Source organism: Aureimonas sp. AU40, assembly GCF_001463785.1.
GTDB lineage: Bacteria > Pseudomonadota > Alphaproteobacteria > Rhizobiales > Rhizobiaceae > Aureimonas.
On the sequence record NZ_BBWL01000054.1, the window covers coordinates 207,655 to 225,001 of the forward strand.

At 69.4% G+C, this 17,347-nt stretch carries 13 protein-coding genes; 2 read left to right on the forward strand and 11 right to left on the reverse strand.

Features of this window, described 5'->3' with window-relative positions; genetic code table 11:
* Window positions 1-174: 174 nt before the first annotated feature.
* The 7 genes from AUL32_RS22045 to AUL32_RS22075 form a co-directional block, all read right to left on the reverse strand.
* Window positions 175-1,230 carry a substrate-binding domain-containing protein gene (locus AUL32_RS22045; RefSeq protein ID WP_062119971.1) on the reverse strand — a complete coding sequence of 352 codons (1,056 nt, stop codon included), beginning with the start codon at window positions 1,228-1,230 and terminating at the stop codon, window positions 175-177.
* Between the two features lie 120 nt (window positions 1,231-1,350).
* Entirely contained in the window at window positions 1,351-2,427 is a 1,077-nt protein-coding gene (locus AUL32_RS22050) for an enoyl-CoA hydratase/isomerase family protein (protein WP_062119973.1), read from the reverse strand.
* Window positions 2,428-2,476: 49 nt separating this feature from the next.
* A complete protein-coding gene (locus AUL32_RS22055; RefSeq protein ID WP_062119975.1) occupies window positions 2,477-3,250 on the reverse strand; it encodes an enoyl-CoA hydratase-related protein in 774 nt (257 codons plus the stop codon).
* Between the two features lie 8 nt (window positions 3,251-3,258).
* A complete protein-coding gene (locus AUL32_RS22060; protein ID WP_062119979.1) occupies window positions 3,259-4,386 on the reverse strand; it encodes an acyl-CoA dehydrogenase family protein in 1,128 nt (375 codons plus the stop codon).
* The gene (locus AUL32_RS22065) at window positions 4,386-5,576 is read right to left on the reverse strand and encodes an acetyl-CoA C-acyltransferase (protein ID WP_062119981.1); all 1,191 of its coding nucleotides are present in this window, start codon (window positions 5,574-5,576) and stop codon (window positions 4,386-4,388) included. The genes AUL32_RS22060 and AUL32_RS22065 overlap by 1 nt, the downstream gene beginning before the upstream one ends.
* Before the next feature lie 46 nt (window positions 5,577-5,622).
* Complete coding sequence (locus tag AUL32_RS22070) at window positions 5,623-6,390, reverse strand: SDR family NAD(P)-dependent oxidoreductase (protein WP_062119985.1); 768 nt, start codon at window positions 6,388-6,390, stop codon at window positions 5,623-5,625.
* A complete protein-coding gene (locus AUL32_RS22075) occupies window positions 6,387-8,069 on the reverse strand; it encodes an acyl-CoA synthetase (protein ID WP_062119987.1) in 1,683 nt (560 codons plus the stop codon). Before AUL32_RS22075 ends, AUL32_RS22070 begins: the two co-directional genes overlap by 4 nt.
* Before the next feature lie 138 nt (window positions 8,070-8,207).
* Here AUL32_RS22075 and AUL32_RS22080 point away from each other — a divergent pair, with 138 nt between their 5' ends.
* Entirely contained in the window at window positions 8,208-9,191 is a 984-nt protein-coding gene (locus AUL32_RS22080) for an AraC family transcriptional regulator (RefSeq protein WP_062119990.1), read from the forward strand.
* 207 nt (window positions 9,192-9,398) lie between these two features.
* Here the strand turns inward: AUL32_RS22080 and AUL32_RS22085 are convergent, their stop codons facing one another.
* From AUL32_RS22085 to AUL32_RS22100, 4 genes are read right to left on the reverse strand one after another with little or no spacing between them, the layout of a single operon-like run.
* On the reverse strand, window positions 9,399-11,411 hold the full coding sequence (locus AUL32_RS22085; protein WP_062119993.1) for an acetyl-CoA carboxylase biotin carboxylase subunit: 2,013 nt from the start codon (window positions 11,409-11,411) through the stop codon (window positions 9,399-9,401).
* Between the two features lie 11 nt (window positions 11,412-11,422).
* Entirely contained in the window at window positions 11,423-13,597 is a 2,175-nt protein-coding gene (scpA, locus tag AUL32_RS22090) for a methylmalonyl-CoA mutase (RefSeq protein ID WP_062119996.1), read from the reverse strand.
* Window positions 13,584-14,003 carry a methylmalonyl-CoA epimerase gene (gene mce / locus AUL32_RS22095; RefSeq protein ID WP_062119999.1) on the reverse strand — a complete coding sequence of 140 codons (420 nt, stop codon included), beginning with the start codon at window positions 14,001-14,003 and terminating at the stop codon, window positions 13,584-13,586. The genes scpA and mce overlap by 14 nt, the downstream gene beginning before the upstream one ends.
* A gap of 25 nt (window positions 14,004-14,028) precedes the next feature.
* The gene (locus tag AUL32_RS22100; protein ID WP_062120002.1) at window positions 14,029-15,555 is read right to left on the reverse strand and encodes an acyl-CoA carboxylase subunit beta; all 1,527 of its coding nucleotides are present in this window, start codon (window positions 15,553-15,555) and stop codon (window positions 14,029-14,031) included.
* A gap of 125 nt (window positions 15,556-15,680) precedes the next feature.
* Here AUL32_RS22100 and AUL32_RS22105 point away from each other — a divergent pair, with 125 nt between their 5' ends.
* A complete protein-coding gene (locus AUL32_RS22105; RefSeq protein ID WP_062120005.1) occupies window positions 15,681-17,066 on the forward strand; it encodes a helix-turn-helix domain-containing protein in 1,386 nt (461 codons plus the stop codon).
* The last annotated feature ends 281 nt before the right edge of the window (window positions 17,067-17,347 follow it).

The window sequence follows — 17,347 nt, forward strand, 5'->3', positions numbered from 1 at the left end:
CAGCCCGCCGATTCGGCTGTCGCAGAGATCATACCCGCCAGACCCCGGATCTTGGCGGAGGGAGAAGCTGACTTTTCTGCTTCGGGAACGGGTTCGCTCATAATCCGAACGGGCTCGGGCGGCCGAGGGCGTTCGCCATGTCCTGCGTCCTCGCATCGTGAGGCCCGCGAGGGACTATCTGTTGGCGATCACGCGGAAGTCGAACCCGTCCACGGCAGCGATGTGGATGGGGTGCCGATTGCCCGTCGCCACGTTGGTTTCGAAACCGCGCGCGGTGCGCTTCTGCGCGGAGCGGCCGAGTTTGCGCACGATGTCGCTTGAGCGAAGGCTGTCCGCCGCCTCCGCGAGGCCGCTCAGGCAATGGACCCCCTCGTAAAGGGATTCCCCGAAGGCGTTGGGCGGCGCGGGGCTCGTGCCGAACTGCTGATGGTACTTCTCCAGGAACGCATCGTTGTTGCGGGACCGAAGGTTGGAGAAATAGGCCGAGGAGACATAGAGATTCTCCGTGCAGTCCGCCCCTATGCCGTAGAGGATCGTCTCGTCGATCGCGGTGCTGAAGCGCAGGATGCCCGCCGCCAGCCCCGAGGCGGCGAAGGCGCGGTTGAACAGGATCGCCTCGTGCCCCAAGAGCCAGGACAGGACGACATGGGGCTTCGAGCGCCGGATGCGCGAGAGGACGCGGTCGTGATCCTCCAGGCCGAACGGCACCTCCATCTCGCCGACGACGTGGCCGCCGCCGTCGCCGATCAGGCGCCGCGCCTCGGCCATGGAGCGCTGCGGCCAGAGATAGTCGTTGCCGAGCAGGAAGAAGCGCGAGGCGCGCTTTTCGCTGGCCAGCCAGTCGATGCCGGGCTTCAGCAGCTCTTGGGCCGTTTCGCCGATCGTGATGATCCCGGGATCGCTTTCCGCCCCCTCGAACTGCGGCGTATAGAGGAAGGGAATGCGCCCGCGCGTGGCGTTTCGGATCGGCTGGCGCGCCGAACTCGGCACCATGGCGACGATGCAGTCGACCGCGTCGAGATCGACGATCGCAAGGGCAGCATCGACGGCGCTCCGGTCGCTCGCGCCAGTGTCGCGCAGGACCAGCTCGACCTCCCGCCCCCGGATGCCGCCCGCCGCGTTGATCTCGCTGGCCGCCAGAAGCGCGCTGGCCTCGCAGGACGGCGCCCAGATGCCCGCCGGTCCGCTTCGCGGAATCAGGATTCCGATCTTGAGAGCGCTCCGCGCCATCGCCTGCCACCGGTCCTTCCGCTTGAACCTAACGCAACGATATACCGCCTTTGCGCCCGTGACACGATCGGAACGCGCGAGCGGTCCGCACCGTCCAGCCGAAGGACGCCGGCTCCGGTCTCATCTCGCCTCTCCGGGTTCGAAGGGCGCTGCGCTTTCAAGGTCGGCAAAAAGCGAGGGCAGCGGGCGAAGCGCGGCCAGGAGCGCGGCCTCGTTCACCTCTTCCAGGCGCGCGGGCGACCAGCGGGGCGCGCCGTCCTTGTCGATCACCGCCGCGCGCACGCCCTCGTAGAAGTCGTGCCCGGCCAGCATCAGCGCGTCGGCGGCATATTCCCGGTCGAGACAGGTTTCGAGATCGGGCGAGGCCTTGGCGGCGCGCAGGAGATGGAGCGTCAGGACGTGGCTGGTCGGAGATCCCCGTTCGAGATGGGCGAGCGTGGCGCGGGCGAAGTCCGATCCCTCCTCGCGCAGCACCGCGATTCCATCGGCCATGCGCCCCGCGCCGAACGCCGCCTCGATCAGCCCGGCATGGGCCGCGAGTTCCGACGGGCCGGGGTCGGCGGCATGGGCCGCGAGGGCCTCGTCCGCCGACCGCCCCAACGCCAGATCGCCGAGCAGAGCGGGCAGGCGTCCGGACGGGACCATCGCGTCGGCAAGGCCCGCGGCGATCGTGTCCGCCGCGCCGATCGTCGCCCCGGTGAGGCCGATCCACAGGCCGAGATTCTGGCGCGCGCGAGACAAGGCGAACGTGCCGCCGACATCGGGGAAATAGCCGATGCGGGTTTCCGGCATGGCGAAGCGCGTGCGCTCGGTGACGACGCGGTGGCTTCCATGAACGGAAAGCCCGACGCCGCCGCCCATGCAGATCCCGTCCATCAAGGCGACCCAGGGCTTTCGCAACCGGGCGATGCGGGCGTTGAGCCGATATTCGGCGGCCCAGAAGGCCATGGCGGCGGCCGGGTCGCTGCGGCCCAGGCTCCAGATCATCTTGATGTCGCCGCCCGCGCAAAGCGCCCGGTCGCCCTCGCCCGTGAGCGCGATCGGGCGGATCGCGCCGTCCGCCTCCAAGGCGTCCAGTCCGTCGGAGATCAGGCGCACCATTTCCAGCGTCAGGCTGTTGAGAGCCTTCGGGCGGTTGAGATGGATGCGCCCGAGCGCGCCCTCGGTATACGTGACAACGGGGGCGGGCTCGTTCATCTCGACTCCTTGCGCCCTGCCGGACGGGTCTTGCGCCGGGCCGGACGGGTCATTCGCCGTCATGGAAATTCGGGCGGCGCTTTTCCACGAAGGCGGCCATGCCCTCGCGCTGGTCGCGCGTGCCGAACAGGCGGTGGAACACGGCCCGCTCGTAGAGAATGCCCTGTTCCAGCGGCAGGTCCTCGGCGCGCAGCACCGCCTCGCGCGCCAGACGCACGGCCGGGCGCGAATAGGCGGCGATCGCGGCTGCCGCCGCCATCGCCGCCGGCAGGACCTCGGCGTCCGGCACCACGCGCGCCACGAGCCCCGCGCGCAAGGCCTCGTCGGCCGCCATCATGCGCCCGGTCAGATGCAGGTCCATCGACAGGGCGCGGCCGATCAGCTTGGTCATGCGCTGCGTGCCGCCCATGCCGGCGATGACGCCGAGCTTCACCTCGGGCTGGCCGAACTTGGCCCCTTCGCCGGCAATGGCGAAGTCGCACATCATCATCAATTCGCAGCCGCCGCCCAGCGCATAGCCATTCACGGCCGCGATCTTGGGGATGCGGCAGCGGGCGAAGCGATCCCAGACGGCGAAGAAATCGGCCTCCACCATCTCCTCGGCCGACTTGTCGGCCATCTCGGAAATATCCGCTCCGGCTGCGAAGGCGCGCTCGGACCCCGTCACCACCACCGCGCCGATGCCGCGATCGGCGTCGAGGCTTTCCACCGCCTCCACCAGCTCGCCCGCCAGCGCGGTGTTCAAGGCGTTGAGCTGGTCGGGGCGGTTGAGGCGGATCAGGGCGACCCGGCCCTCGCGGCTGACGTCGATCAAGTCCGGCATGGGGTCTCCTAAAGCTGGCGGGCGATGACGAGGCGCTGCACCTCGCTCGTGCCCTCGTAGATCTGGCAGATGCGCGCGTCGCGATAAATCCGCTCGACGGGATAGTCGGCGAGATAGCCGTAGCCGCCATGCACCTGGATCGCCGCCGAGCAGACGCGCTCGGCCATTTCGGAGGCGAAGAGCTTGGCCATGGAGGCCTGTGTCAGGCAGGGCTGGCCGGCGTCGCGAAGGCTGGCGGCATGGAGCACGAGCTGGCGGGCCGCCTCGATCTCGGTCGCCATGTCGGCGAGTTTGAAGCCGATCGCCTGATGCTCGATGATCGGCTTGCCGAAGCTCTGGCGGTCCTTGGCATAGGTCGTTGCGGCCTCGAAGGCGGCGCGCGCCATGCCCACGGCCTGCGCGGCGATGCCGATGCGCCCGCCTTCCAGATTGGCGAGCGCGATCCGGTAGCCCTCGCCCTCCTCGCCCAGCCGGTTCTCGGCGGGCACGCGCATCCCGTCGAAGGCGATGGCGCAGGTGTCGGTGGAATGAAGGCCGAGCTTATGCTCCACCGCCGTCACCGTGTAGCCCGGCGTGTCGGTCGGCACGATGAAGGCGGAAAGGCCCTTCTTGCCGGCCTCGGGGTCGGTCACCGCGAAAACCAGGATGACCTTGCCGTTCTTGCCGGAGGTGATGAACTGCTTGGCCCCGTCCATCACATAGGCGTCGCCGTCGCGCCGGGCTCTGGTGCGCAGGGCCGAGGCGTCGGACCCCGCCTGCGGCTCGGTGAGGGCGAAGCCGCCGATCCAGGCGCCCGAGGCCATGTTGGGCAGGAAGCGGCGCTTCTGCTCCTCGGTGCCAAAGCGCAGAATCGGAACGCAGCCGACCGAGGAATGAACCGAGACGATGGTGGAGCAGGCGCCGTCGGCGGCCGCGATCTCCTCCAGCGCCAGCGCATAGGCGACGACACCGGTTTCCGACCCGCCATAGGCCTCCGGCACCAGCATGCCGAGAAAGCCGAGCGCGCCCATCTCGTCGAGTTCGGCGCGGGGGAAGCTCCCCTCGCGGTCGCGCTTGGCCGCGCCGGGCGCGAGGCGAGCCTGGGCGAAGTCGCGCACCGCATCGCGGATCTGCTCCTGCAACTCGTTCAGCAGCATCAGTTCATCCTTTCGATGGCGATGGCGGTCGCCTCGCCGCCGCCGATGCAGAGCGAGGCGACGCCGCGCGCGCCATCGCGCTGTTCGAGCGCGGACAGCAGCGTCACGATCACCCGCGCGCCCGAGGCCCCAATGGGATGGCCGAGCGCGCAGGCGCCGCCATGGACGTTCACCCTCTCGTGCGGCAGGGCGAGCTCGCGCATCGCCGCCATGGCGACCACCGCGAAGGCCTCGTTGATCTCGAACAGATCGACATCGCCGAGCGCCCAGCCCGTGCGCTCCGACAGGCGGCGCATCGCGCCGATCGGGGCCGTGGCGAAGAGGCCCGGCTTGTCGGCATAGGTCGCGTGTCCGACGATGCGCGCGCGCGGCGTCAGCCCGCGCCGCTCGGCCTGCGAAGCGCGCATGAGAACCAGCGCCGCCGCCCCGTCCGAGATGGAGGAGGCGTTGGCCGCCGTCACCGTGCCACCCTCCCGGAAGGCGGGGCGCAGCGTCGGGATCTTTTCCGGGCGCGCCTTGCCGGGCTGCTCGTCCTCGGCCACCGTCGCCTCGCCCTTGCCCGCGCGAACGGTGACGGGCACGATCTCGGCGGCGAAGCGTCCTTGCGCGATCGCGCCGCGCGCCCGCTCCAGCGAGGCCAGCGCATAGGCGTCCTGCGCCTCGCGGGTGAACTGGAACGCCTCGGCGCAATCCTCGGCGAAGGTGCCCATCAGCCGGCCCCGGTCGTAGGCGTCCTCCAGCCCGTCCAGGAACATGTGGTCGAGCATCTGACCATGGCCCATGCGCTGGCCGGCGCGGGCCTTGGGCAGGAGATAGGGGGCGTTGGACATGCTCTCCATGCCGCCCGCGACGGCGATCTCCACCGATCCCGCCCGGATCAGGTCATGGGCGAGCATCGCCGCCTTCATGCCCGAGCCGCACATCTTATTCACCGTGGTCGCGCCCGCGCTGAGCGGCAGCCCGGCGGCAAGGGCCGCCTGCCGCGCCGGCGCCTGGCCGAGGCCCGCCGAGAGCACGCAGCCCATGAGGACCTCCTCCACCGCGCCGGGCGCAAGCCCCGCCCTCGACAGAGCGCCGGCGATGGCGGCGGCGCCCAGCGCCGGGGCGTCCAGCCCGGCCAACTCGCCCTGGAACGCCCCCATCGGCGTGCGCGCCGCGCCGACGATGACGATCGGGTCCTGTTCGCTCATTCCGCTCTCTCCTTAGCCAAGCCCTGTGCATCCGGCCCCGCGCCGCTCATCGCGGCGGCATCCGCATGGCGCCGTCGAGGCGGATCACCTCGCCGTTCAGCATCGGGTTTTCGACGATGTGGCGCACCAGCGCCGCGAATTCGGACGGACGACCCAGCCGCGCGGGAAAGGGCACCGCCGCGCCCAGCGCGTCCTGAACCTCCTGCGGCATGCCGGCCACCATCGGCGTCTCGAAAATGCCGGGCGCGATGGCGAGAACGCGGATGGCGTGCCGCGCCAGATCCCGCGCTGCGGGCAGCGTCAGCGCAGCGACGCCGCCCTTCGACGCGGCATAGGCCGCCTGCCCGATCTGCCCCTCGAAGGCCGCGACGGAGGCGGTGTTGACGATCACCCCGCGCTCCCCGCTTTCGCCGGGGTCCTGCTTCGCCATGGCGTCGGCGGCCAGCCGCAGGAGGTTGAACGTGCCGACGAGATTGATCGAAATCGTGCGGGCGAAACTCTCCAGCCCATGCGGCCCGTCGCGGCCGACGATCCTCTCGCCCGGCGCGACGCCCGCGCAGTTCACGAGGACATCGACCCGGCCGAACCTTTCCAGCGCGACCCGCACGGCGTTCTCGCCCGCCTCCGCACTCGTGACGTCGGTCCGGCAGAACAGCGCGGCGGCGCCCAACTCCTCGGCCAGCGCCTCGCCCGCCGAAGCGTTCACGTCGAGAAGAAGCGCCTTGCCCCCGCCCGAAACCGCCATTCTCGCGAGCGCCGCGCCGAGGCCCGACCCGGCGCCCGAGATCAGGAAGACGCTCTTCTCGATGTTCATGCTCGCTGATTCCTCACCCCGGCCGCCTTCTCGACTTCCGCCTTGCGCAGCACGAAGCGCTGGATCTTGCCGCTCGGCGTCTTGGGCAGCTCGGGCAGGAACTCGACGGCGCGGGGATAGGCGTGGGCCGAAAGCCGGTGCTTCACATGCTGGGCCAGTTCGTCCGCCAGGGCCGGGGTGCCCTCCACCCCGTCCGCCAGCACGACGAAGGCCTTGACGATCTCCGTGCGCTCGGGATCGGGAACGCCGATCACCGCCGCTTCGACCACGGCGGGATGCTCGATCAGCGCGCTTTCGACGTCGAACGGCCCGATCCGGTAGCCGGACGAGGTGATGAGATCGTCGTTGCGCCCGACGAAGCTGATCGAACCGTCGGCCTCCATCTCCACCGTGTCGCCCGTGCGGTAATAACCGCCGTCGATGGCCGGGGTCCGCTGGCGGAAATAGCCGGTGAAAAACATGAGCGGCGAGCGCGCGATGTCGACGGCGAGCACGCCGGGCCGGTTGGGGCCGAGTTCGCGCCCGTCGTCGTCCAGGACGGCGACCCGGTAGCCCGGCAGGGCGAAGCCCGCCGAACCCGGCCGCACGGGATGGGACAGGCCGTGATGGTTGTTCACCACCATTCCCGTTTCCGTCTGCCCGTAATGGTCGTGGATCGGCACCGCGAGATGGGCCTCGAACCAGCGGATGACCTCCGGGTTCAGCGGTTCGCCCGCGCTGCTGACGACGCGCAGCCGGCCTTTCAGGGCCTCGGCGGGTTTGGGTCCGGCGGCGATCAGCATGCGAAAGGCGGTGGGCGAGCCGGCGAGGCTGGTGACGCCCAGCCGGTCGATGATCCGATAGGTGCTCTCGGCGGCAAAGCCTCCTTCCACCAGAAGGGTCGTGCGGCCCAGCATCAGCGGCCCGGTCACGGCATAATAGAGCCCGTAGGCCCAGCCGGGGTCGGCGATGTTCCAGAAGACGTCGTCGGCGCGAAGGTCGATCGCATCTCGCATATAGGCCGAGAAGGATAGGAGCGCCCGCAGCGGTACGGGCACGCCCTTGGCCAGCCCGGTCGTGCCGGAGGTGGACATCATCATGAAGAGATCGTCGCCCCGCCGGGCGACCGGCTGAAACGCCGGCTCGGCCTCGGCCAGCGCCTGGCGAAAGTCGAGGTCTCCCGCCGCCAGCGGCTCCGCCGCGCCGCGAACCACCGCGACCGGCGGGCAGCCGGGGATCTCGTCCAGCTTCGGGCGGTTCGCCGTGTTGGTGACGACCAGCTTGGCCTCGCTCATCGCCAGCCGATGCTCGATCGCCTTCGGCCCGAAAGCGGTGAAGAGCGGCTGGTAGACCGCCCCGAGCCGCCAGGTAGCGAGGATGGTGACGACGAGCTCCACGGTTCTCGGCAGGAGCCCGGCGACCACGTTGCCCGCCCCGACGCCCCGAGCGGCGAACACGTTCGCGGCCCGGGCGGACAGATCGCGCAAGTCTTCGAACGTGTATTCGCTCAGCGTTTCGTCCATCGACAGGCACCGCAGGGCGACGCGATCGGCCCCGACATGCCGGTCGCAGCATTCGACGCAGGCGTTGATCCCGCCTTCCAGATCGCCCTGGAGCGCCGCCTCGGCCTCCTCCAGACGAAAGCCTGAAACGGCGCCTTCATAGGTCGGCCGCGTGGCGACAACGGACGAGTTCAACATATCTGGCCGGTCCTCCCGAAACTCGCGCCGGTGGCGTCTCCCCGAGTTCCCGCGAAGTCTGCCCCAATCCGCCTTGCAAACAATGACGGCTGCGGCCAAAAAACATGATCGAAAATACAAGACACGAAGGGAGCGGGGATGGACCGGCAGATGATCTCGCGCGGCTTCGTGGACGACGCCGTGGACTGCCTCAGCGCGCGCGGGTTCGACCCCCGCGCGGCGCTGGCGGAGGCCGGCATCGCGCCGGGAGCGACCGATCCGGTGTCGAACGTCCAATATGGGCGGATGTGGCTGGGTTTCGCCGCCCTGTCGGGGGACGAGTTCTTCGGCCTCGGCGCGCGGCCGATGCGGCCCGGCAGCTTTCGCCTCCTGTGCCATGCCGTGCTTCACGCCGGAACGCTGGAGCGCGCGCTGCGGCGCTGCCTGACCTTTCTCGACATCGTGCTGGACGATCCGACCGGCGAGCTGCGCCAGCGCGAGGGGCTGGCGGAAATCGTGCTGACCGACCGGGGCGGGGCTCGCCCGGCCTTCGCCTACCGCACCTACTGGCTCATTCTGCTGGGGGTGCTCTGCTGGCTGGTCGGGCGGCGGATCGCGCTGCGGCGGGTGGACTTCGCCTGTCCGGCGCCCGAAAACCGCGACGACTATCGCCAGTTCTTCGGCGCGCCGGTGCATTTCGACCAGCCCTCCAGCCGCCTGACCTTCAGCACGAGCTATCTCGCCCTTCCCACGATCCGGGACGAGAAGGCGCTGCGCCTCTTCCTGCGCGGCGCGCCGGCCAATATCCTGCTGCGCTACCGGCACGACCAGGGCGTCTCCGCCCGCATTCGAAGCCGGCTGCGCGCCGTGCCGATGCCGGACTGGCCGGGCTTCGAGGCGATCGCGGCCGACATGAAGCTCTCGCCCGCCACGCTTCGACGCAGGCTTCGCGGCGAAGGGCAGAGCTTCGTCTCCATCCGCGACGAGATCCGCCAGGTGCAGGCGGAGGCGATGCTGAAGGACAAGCGGGCGAGCGTCGCCGAAATCGCCACGCGCCTCGGCTATGCCGAGCCCAGCGCCTTCCATCGCGCCTTCGTCAAATGGACGGGCATGACGCCCTCGGCCTTTCGCGACAGCGCTTAGAGACTGTTTGACAACTCGGCGGCGGAGGGCCGCCGAGTGATTTTTGGGTGTCGCGAGGCGCCAAACGCAGTCGATGCGAGGGCGCATCGGCGAGGATTGGCAACGGTCCATGCGGACGGGCGAGACACGTGTCTCGCCCTGGGGCGACAGCGAAAAAGAACCGTCGGACCGACCCGACCGAGTTTCCAAACAGGCTCTTAGCGCATGTCACTCGAATTCGAGGATCACGAAATCCGCCGGCAGGCTTTCGCCGACGCTTGCGTGGACGGCGCCGATCGTGGCGGGTTTGGCGGCGCGCAGGTTGTTTTCCATTTTCATCGCCTCGACGGTTCCCAGGATCTGGCCCGCCTCCACGCGGTCGCCCGGCTTGACGTGAAGCTGGGTCAGGAGGCCCGGCATCGGGCAGATCAGAAGGCGCGACAGATCGGGCGGCGTCTTTTCCAGCATATGCCGGCGCAGGGCCGCATGGCGCGCCGAACCGATCGTGACGGGATGCGTCGCGCCGCGCGTCGTCAGAAGAAGCATGCCGGGCCGCCGCTTCACCACGCAGGCGAAGCGCTCGCCGTCCACCACGCCCTCGAACAAGGCGCCGCCCGCGCGCCAGCCGGAGGCCACGCTCACCGTGCGCCCGTCCACCGTGACGCGCCAGCGCCCCTCCCCCGCCGCCTCGACATGCGTCTCGTGCTCGGCGCCTCGCAGCGCGGCCACGCGCCCCGGTTCGGCGGGGACCGGCCCGCCGAGCTGGCCGGACAGGCCGGCATTGCGCTGCCGGCCGAGGAAGTCCACCAGGGCCGCGACGGCGACGAGGCGAACCGAGAGCTCGTCGGAGGCCGGCGCGCCGGCGAAACCGTCGGGATATTCCTCCGCGATGAAGCCCGTCGTCAGCGCGCCGGCGCGAAAGCGCGGGTGCTGCATCAGGGCCGACAGGAAATCGACATTGTGGCCGATGCCCTCGATGCGGAACCGGTCCAGCGCGCCGACCTGGAGATCGGCCGCCGCCTCGCGCGTCGGGGCATGGGTCACGAGCTTGGCGATCATCGGATCGTAGAAGCGCGAGATCTCGGAGCCCTCGACCACCCCGTCGTCCACTCGCACCGCGCCGCTCTCGCCCACTGGGCCGGCGGAGGGCGGCTGGTAGTGGACGAGCCGGCCGGTGGAGGGCAGGAAGCCGCGATAGGGGTCCTCGGCATAGACGCGCGTCTCGATCGACCAGCCGTCGAGCCGGACTTCGTCCTGCGAGAGGCGCAGCCTTTCGCCGGCGGCCACGCGGATCATCTCCTCCACGAGGTCGAGCCCGGTCACGAACTCGGTGACGGGATGCTCGACCTGAAGGCGCGTGTTCATTTCCAGGAAGTAGAAGCTCTCCCCCGTCGTGTCCGTGCCCGAGACGATGAGCTCCACCGTGCCGGCCGAATGGTAGCCGACGGCCTTCGCCAGCGCGACGGCCTGTTCGCCCATCGCGCGGCGCATGGCCGGCGTCACGAAGGGCGACGGCGCCTCCTCCACCACCTTCTGGTGCCGGCGCTGGATCGAGCACTCGCGCTCGCCGAGATGGCGGACCGTGCCGTGCTTGTCGCCCAGCACCTGGATCTCGATATGGCGCGGTTCCTCGATGAACTTCTCGATGAAGACGCGGTCGTCGCCGAAGCTCGCGAGGCCCTCGCGCTTCACCGCGTCGAAACCCTCGCGCACGTCGCCCTCGTTCCAGGCGAGGCGCATGCCCTTGCCGCCGCCGCCGGCGGAGGCTTTCATCATCACGGGAAAGCCGATCTCGCGGGCGATGCGCACGGCCTCGTCCGTGTCCGCGATCTCGCCGAGAAAGCCGGGCACGACATTGACGCCGGCAGCGGCGGCGAGTTTCTTGGATTGGATCTTGTCGCCCATGGCGGCGATCGCGCCCGGCGGCGGGCCGACGAAGACGATGCCGGCCTCCTCGCAGGCGCGGGCGAAGCTCTCGCGCTCCGACAGGAAGCCGTAGCCGGGATGGATGCAATCCGCCCCCGTCGCCCGCGCGGCCGCGAGGATCAGGTCGGCCCGCAGATAGCTCTCGGCCGCCGGCGCGGGGCCGAGGCGCACCGCCTCGTCGGCCATGGCGACATGGGGCGCCAGCGCGTCGGCGTCGGAATAGACCGCGACGGTGGCGATGCCCATGCGCCGGGCGGTGCGCATGATGCGGCAGGCGATTTCGCCGCGATTGGCGACGAGGATTTTACGAAACACGGGGGAAGCCTTTATTCTGCTGCATCGCGGCCATCGGGCCGGTCGGACGCATCCTCGGCGGGGGGCATGTTGTGGCCGAGAAGGCGCAGCACCTCGGCCGCCGCCTCCATGAGATTGGTGCCAGGGCCGAAAATGGCGGAGACGCCGGCCCGGCGCAGCTCGTCATAATCCTGCGCGGGGATGACGCCGCCGGCGACCACTTTGATGTCGGACCGCCCCGCTTCCGCCAGCCGCGCGATGAGATCGGGGATCAGCGTCTTGTGCCCGGCCGCGAGCGACGAGGCGCCGACGACGTCGACGTCTTTCTCGACCGCCAGCACCGCCGCTTCCGCCGGGGTCTGGAACAGCGGGCCGGGCACGATCTCGAAGCCGAGATCGCCGAACATGGAGGACACGAGATTGGCGCCCCGGTCGTGCCCGTCCTGCCCCATCTTGGCCACCAGCATGCGCGGGCGCCGCCCGAGGCGGTGCCGGGTGGAGGCGACGGCGTCGGTGAGGCGCGTCCAGCGCGGATCGTTCTGGTAGGCGCCGCCATAGATGCCCTTCACCGGCCTCGGGCTGGTGTCGAAGCGGCCGAACACGTCCTCCATCGCGCCGGAAATCTCGCCTAGCGTCGCGCGCGCCCGTGCGCACGCCACCGCGAGTTCGAGGAGATTGCCCTCTCCCTTCGCGCCTTCGCGCAGGGCCTCCAGCGCCGCCGCCACGGCTTGAGGGTCGCGCTCGGACTTGACCCGCTCGATGCGGGCCACCTGCGCCTCGCGCACCGCGTGGTTGTCGACGTCGAGGATGTCGATCGGCGCCTCGGTCTCCAACCGATAGCGGTTGACGCCGACGATCACGTCCTCGCCGCGATCGACCCGCGCGGCCTTGGCGGCGGCGGCCTCCTCGATCATCGCCTTCGGCCAGCCCGAAGCCACGGCCTTGGCCATGCCGCCCTCGCGGCGGATGCGCTCGATCAGCTCCCAGGCGCCGTCCACCAGCGCTTTCGTCAGGCTCTCCACGTAGTAGCTGCCGCCGAGCGGATCGACGACCTTGGTCATGCCCGTCTCCTCCTGGAGAACGTGCTGCGTGTTGCGGGCGATGCGGGCGGAGGTCTCGGTCGGCAGCGCGATCGCCTCGTCCAGCGCGTTGGTGTGCAGCGACTGCGTGCCGCCCAGCATCGCGGCCATGGCCTCGATCGTGGTGCGGATCACGTTGTTGGTCGGGTCCTGCTCGGTGAGCGAGACGCCGGAGGTCTGGCAATGGGTGCGCAGCATCTTGGAGCGCTCGTCCTTCGCCCCGAGCTCGGTCATCGCCCGGTGCCAGAGAACGCGCGCGGCGCGCAGCTTCGCCACTTCCATGAAGAAGTTCATGCCGATGGCGAAGAAGAAGGAGAGGCGCCCGGCAAACGCGTCGATGTCGAGCCCCGAGGCGACGCCGTATCGGACATATTCCATGCCGTCGGCGATGGTGAAGGCGAGCTCCTGGAGCTGCGTCGCCCCCGCCTCCTGCATGTGGTAGCCCGAGATCGAGATCGAGTTGAACTTCGGCATCTCGCGGCTGGTATAGGCGAAGATGTCGGAGACGATCCGCATGGAGGATTCGGGCGGGTAGATATAGGTGTTGCGGACCATGAACTCCTTGAGGATGTCGTTCTGGATGGTCCCGTCGAGCCGGGCGCGCGGAATGCCCTGCTCCTCGCCCGCCACGATGAAGAAGGCGAGCACCGGGATCACCGCCCCGTTCATGGTCATGGACACGCTCATCTCGCCGAGCGGAATGCCGTCGAAGAGGATCTTCATGTCCTCCACCGTGTCGATCGCAACGCCCGCCTTGCCGACATCGCCGACGACGCGGGGGTGGTCCGAGTCGTAGCCGCGATGCGTGGCGAGGTCGAAGGCGACCGAAAGGCCCTTCTGCCCGGCGGCGAGATTGCGGCGGTAGAAGGCGTTGGACGCCTCCGCCGTCGAGAAGCCGGCATATTGGCGGATCGTCCAGGGCCGCCCGGCATACATCGAGGCGCGCACGCCGCGCGTGAAGGGCGCGAAGCCCGGCAGGCCGGGGTCCCAGCCCGCCATATCCTCGGCGGTGTAGAGCGGCTTGACCACGATTCCCTCGGGCGTCTTCCAGTCGAGGTCGCGGCCCTTCACCTCCCGCTCGGTGGCCTTGCGCCAGTCGGCCGGGGTGGGGCGTTCAGTGTCCGCCATCGGGCGCCTCCATCAGTTCGACCAGCACGCCGCCCATGTCGCGCGGATGCAGAAACACGATCCGCGTGCCGTGCGCGCCGATGCGCGGGCTCCCCAGCACCCGCGCGCCGGACGCGGTGAGATCGGCGATCGCTGCATCGAGATCGGCCACCTCGAAGCAGAGATGATGCTGCCCGCCCGCCGGGTTGCGCTCAAGGAAACCGGCGACCGGCGAAGCATCGTTCAGCGGCTCGATCACCTCGATCTGCGTGTTCGGCACGTCGATGAAGCAGACCTTCACGCCCTGCTCGGGCAGATCGAAGGGCGCGCCGACGGCGGCGGCTCCGAAGAGCTTGGCATAGTGCTCCATGGCTTGCGCGATCGAGGGCGTCGCCACGCCGACATGGTTCAAGCGTCCCAACGCCATCCCGGTTCCTCCCACGTTTCTGCTCCTACAACGGGATGTTGTCGTGCTTCTTCCAAGGGTTCTGGAGCGACTTGCCGCGCAGCTTGCGAAGCCCGAGCGCGATGCGCCGGCGCGTCGAGTGGGGCATGATGACCTCGTCCACGAAGCCCTTGGACGCCGCGACGAAAGGATTGGCGAAGCGGCGCTCGTATTCGGCGGTGCGCTCGGCGATTTCCTCCGCGCTCCTGCCCCGGAAGATGATCTCCACCGCGCCCTTGGCGCCCATCACCGCGATCTCGGCCGTCGGCCAGGCATAGTTCAGATCGCCCCGCAGATGCTTGGAGGCCATGACGTCGTAGGCCCCGCCATAGGCCTTGCGGGTGATGACGGTGATCTTGGGAACCGTCGCCTCGCCATAGGCGAAGAGCAGCTTGGCGCCGTGCTTGATGATGCCGTTGTGCTCCTGACCGACGCCTGGCAGGAAGCCCGGCACGTCCACGAAGGTCACGATCGGAATCTCGAACGCGTCGCAGAAGCGCACGAAGCGCGCGGCCTTCTTGGAGGCCGATATGTCGAGGCAGCCGGCCAGCACCATCGGCTGGTTGGCGACGATCCCGACCGTGCGCCCCTCCACGCGGCCGAGGCCCACGATGATGTTGCCGGCATGGCCGGGCTGGATCTCGAAGAACTCGCCCTCGTCCACCGTCTTGGCGACGAGCTCGCGCATGTCGTAGGGCTGGTTGGCGGAGGGCGGGATCAGCGTGTCGAGGCTGGGCTCCAGCCGGTCGAACGGATCGGCCGTCGGCCGCTCGGGAACGCCGGACCGGTTGGACGCGGGCAGGAAGCCGACGAAGTCGCGCGCGGCGAGCAACGCCTCCATGTCGTTCTCGAAGGCGCAGTCGGCGACCGAGGACTTGGTCGTATGGGTGATGGCACCGCCCAGATCCTCCTGGCTGACGATCTCGTTGGTCACCGTCTTCACCACGTCCGGCCCGGTGACGAACATGTAGCTGGAATCCTTCACCATGAAGATGAAGTCGGTCATGGCCGGCGAGTAGACCGCCCCGCCCGCGCACGGGCCCATGACGAGGCTGAGCTGCGGCACGACGCCCGACGCCAGCACGTTGCGCTGGAACACTTCGGCATAGCCGCCGAGCGAGGCGACGCCCTCCTGAATGCGCGCGCCGCCCGAATCGTTGAGCCCGATCACCGGCGCGCCGACCTTCAGGGCCATGTCCATGATCTTGCAGATTTTCTGCGCGTGGCGCTCCGACAGCGAGCCACCGAAGACGGTGAAGTCCTGGCTGAAGACGAACACCAGCCGGCCGTCGATCGTGCCCGATCCCGTCACCACGCCGTCACCGGGAACGATCTCGCGCTCCATGCCGAAATCGGTGCAATTGTGCTCGACGAACATGTCGAGCTCCTCGAACGAGCCCTCGTCCAGAAGCACGTCCAGGCGCTCGCGCGCGGTCAGCTTGCCCTTGGCGTGCTGGGCGGCGATGCGCCGCTCGCCCCCGCCCTGGCGCGCGGCGGCCCGGCGGCGCTCGAGTTCGTGAATGGTCGACGACATGGCAGGCCTCCCTCGGAACGAACGCAGTTGAGGGAAAGCCAGGTTGCGCCGCAACTGCGATGTTGCAAAGCTGCAAAAGCCATGTTTGCATAGTTGCCGGATCGAAACAGCGAAGCACCCCTCCCATGAAGAAGCTCGCGCCCCGTTTCATCGGGGAGCGTATCCGGGCGCTGCGCAACGGCCGGGCGCAAAGCCAGGCAGCGATGGCGGAGCGGCTCGGCATTTCCGTCAGCTATCTCTCGCAGATCGAGAACGGCGACCGGCCGGTGACGCCGGCCGTGCTTTCGGCAGTCGCCGCCGCCTTCCCGTCCGACTGGGCGGCGATCGACGGGGACGACGAGGCCGCGCTGCTGATCGACGTCTTGGAGGCCGCCGGCGATCCCAGCGTCGAGGGCGTGCTATCGCCGGACACGGCCCGGCGGGCCGTTCACCGCCAGCCGCTTCTGGCCCGCCGCCTTGCCGCGCTCTACGCCGCCTATCGCCGGACGCAGGATCAATTGCGCGTTCTCGACGACCGGGTGGACACGAGCGAGGGCCCCCGCTCGCAGCTGCCCTGGGAGCGCGTGCGCGACTGGTTCCATTCCGAGCGGAACTATGTCGACGCGCTGGACCGGGCGGCGGAGGAGATCGCCGAGGCGATCGATGGGCCGATGGCGCCGGGGCTGGAGCGCCTGCTTCTGGATCGCCACGGCGTCCGCGTCCGGGCGCAGGCCTTTGCGGGCGACGCGCTGCGCAGCTTCGACGCCGCCACGAAGACCCTTCGCATCGATCCGCACCAGACGCCGGAAACCCAGACCTTCCAGATCGCCTATCAGTTCGCCCGCCTGGACTTCCAGGAAAGGATCGGGGAGATCGCCGGCTCGCTCGGCCCCGCGCGCGAGCTTCTGGCGACGGGCCTGACGAACTACGCCGCCGCCGCCATCCTGATGCCCTACCGCCGCTTTCGAGCGTCGGCGCTCGAACTGCGACACGACATCGACCGGTTGCGCCGCGTCTTCGGCACCAGCTTCGAGCAGACCTGCCACCGGCTTTCCACGCTGCAGCGGCCGGGTCTGGCGGGAACGCCCTTCTTCTTCTGCCGCGTGGACATGGCGGGCAACATCACCAAGCGCCATTCCGCCACCGCGCTCCAGTTCGCGCGCTTCGGCGGCGCCTGTCCGCTCTGGATCGTGCACGAGGCCGTCGCCATTCCCGACCGCATCCTGGTGCAGCTCGCCGAGATGCCCGACGGAATCCGCTATCTCTCGATGGCCAAGGGGCTGGTGAAGCCCTCCGCCAGCTTCGCGCGTCCCCCGCGCCGCTACGCCGTGGCGATCGGCTGCGAGATCGCGCATGCCGCCGACTTCGTCTATGCCGACGCGATCGGCACCAACGGCACCCCGACGCCGATCGGATCGTCCTGCCGCATCTGCCCGCGCCAGGACTGCGACCAGCGGGCTTTTCCGCCTGCCGCCGCCGACATCCAGCTCGATTCCGACCACCGGGGTCCGGTGCCCTACACGTTCCGCTGAAGCAGGCGGCGGAGGTATCAACGGGGTAAAGCCCGATCCGTCAGGCGAGAGACAGAACGATCGCGAGGCCCAGCCAGAAGGCGGAGGCGATCCAGAAGGCGAGGCGAAAGCCCGTCGGGCTGCGAAGGGGTTGGGTCATGCGGGCGAGTTTGACGCCCATTGCTCGCCCATCAAGTCGGGATGGGTCCTCACCCGAACGGGTCGAACAGCCAAGTGCAACCCGCGCGCCCCCATTTCCCGCAGCCACCGCTCTCCACCCGTTGCCCCTCGGCCGGGCGGCG

Excerpts from the sequence above, each read along its gene's own strand:
- AUL32_RS22045 (WP_062119971.1), bottom strand. The coding sequence starts at position 1,230 with ATGGCGCGGAGCGCTCTCAAGATCGGAATCCTGATTCCGCGAAGCGGA.
- AUL32_RS22050 (WP_062119973.1), bottom strand. The coding sequence starts at position 2,427 with ATGAACGAGCCCGCCCCCGTTGTCACGTATACCGAGGGCGCGCTCGGG.
- AUL32_RS22055 (WP_062119975.1), bottom strand. The coding sequence starts at position 3,250 with ATGCCGGACTTGATCGACGTCAGCCGCGAGGGCCGGGTCGCCCTGATC.
- AUL32_RS22060 (WP_062119979.1), bottom strand. The coding sequence starts at position 4,386 with ATGCTGCTGAACGAGTTGCAGGAGCAGATCCGCGATGCGGTGCGCGAC.
- AUL32_RS22065 (WP_062119981.1), bottom strand. The coding sequence starts at position 5,576 with ATGAGCGAACAGGACCCGATCGTCATCGTCGGCGCGGCGCGCACGCCG.
- AUL32_RS22070 (WP_062119985.1), bottom strand. The coding sequence starts at position 6,390 with ATGAACATCGAGAAGAGCGTCTTCCTGATCTCGGGCGCCGGGTCGGGC.
- AUL32_RS22075 (WP_062119987.1), bottom strand. The coding sequence starts at position 8,069 with ATGTTGAACTCGTCCGTTGTCGCCACGCGGCCGACCTATGAAGGCGCC.
- AUL32_RS22080 (WP_062119990.1), top strand. The coding sequence starts at position 8,208 with ATGGACCGGCAGATGATCTCGCGCGGCTTCGTGGACGACGCCGTGGAC.
- scpA (WP_062119996.1), bottom strand. The coding sequence starts at position 13,597 with ATGGCGGACACTGAACGCCCCACCCCGGCCGACTGGCGCAAGGCCACC.
- mce (WP_062119999.1), bottom strand. The coding sequence starts at position 14,003 with ATGGCGTTGGGACGCTTGAACCATGTCGGCGTGGCGACGCCCTCGATC.
- AUL32_RS22100 (WP_062120002.1), bottom strand. The coding sequence starts at position 15,555 with ATGTCGTCGACCATTCACGAACTCGAGCGCCGCCGGGCCGCCGCGCGC.
- AUL32_RS22105 (WP_062120005.1), top strand. The coding sequence starts at position 15,681 with ATGAAGAAGCTCGCGCCCCGTTTCATCGGGGAGCGTATCCGGGCGCTG.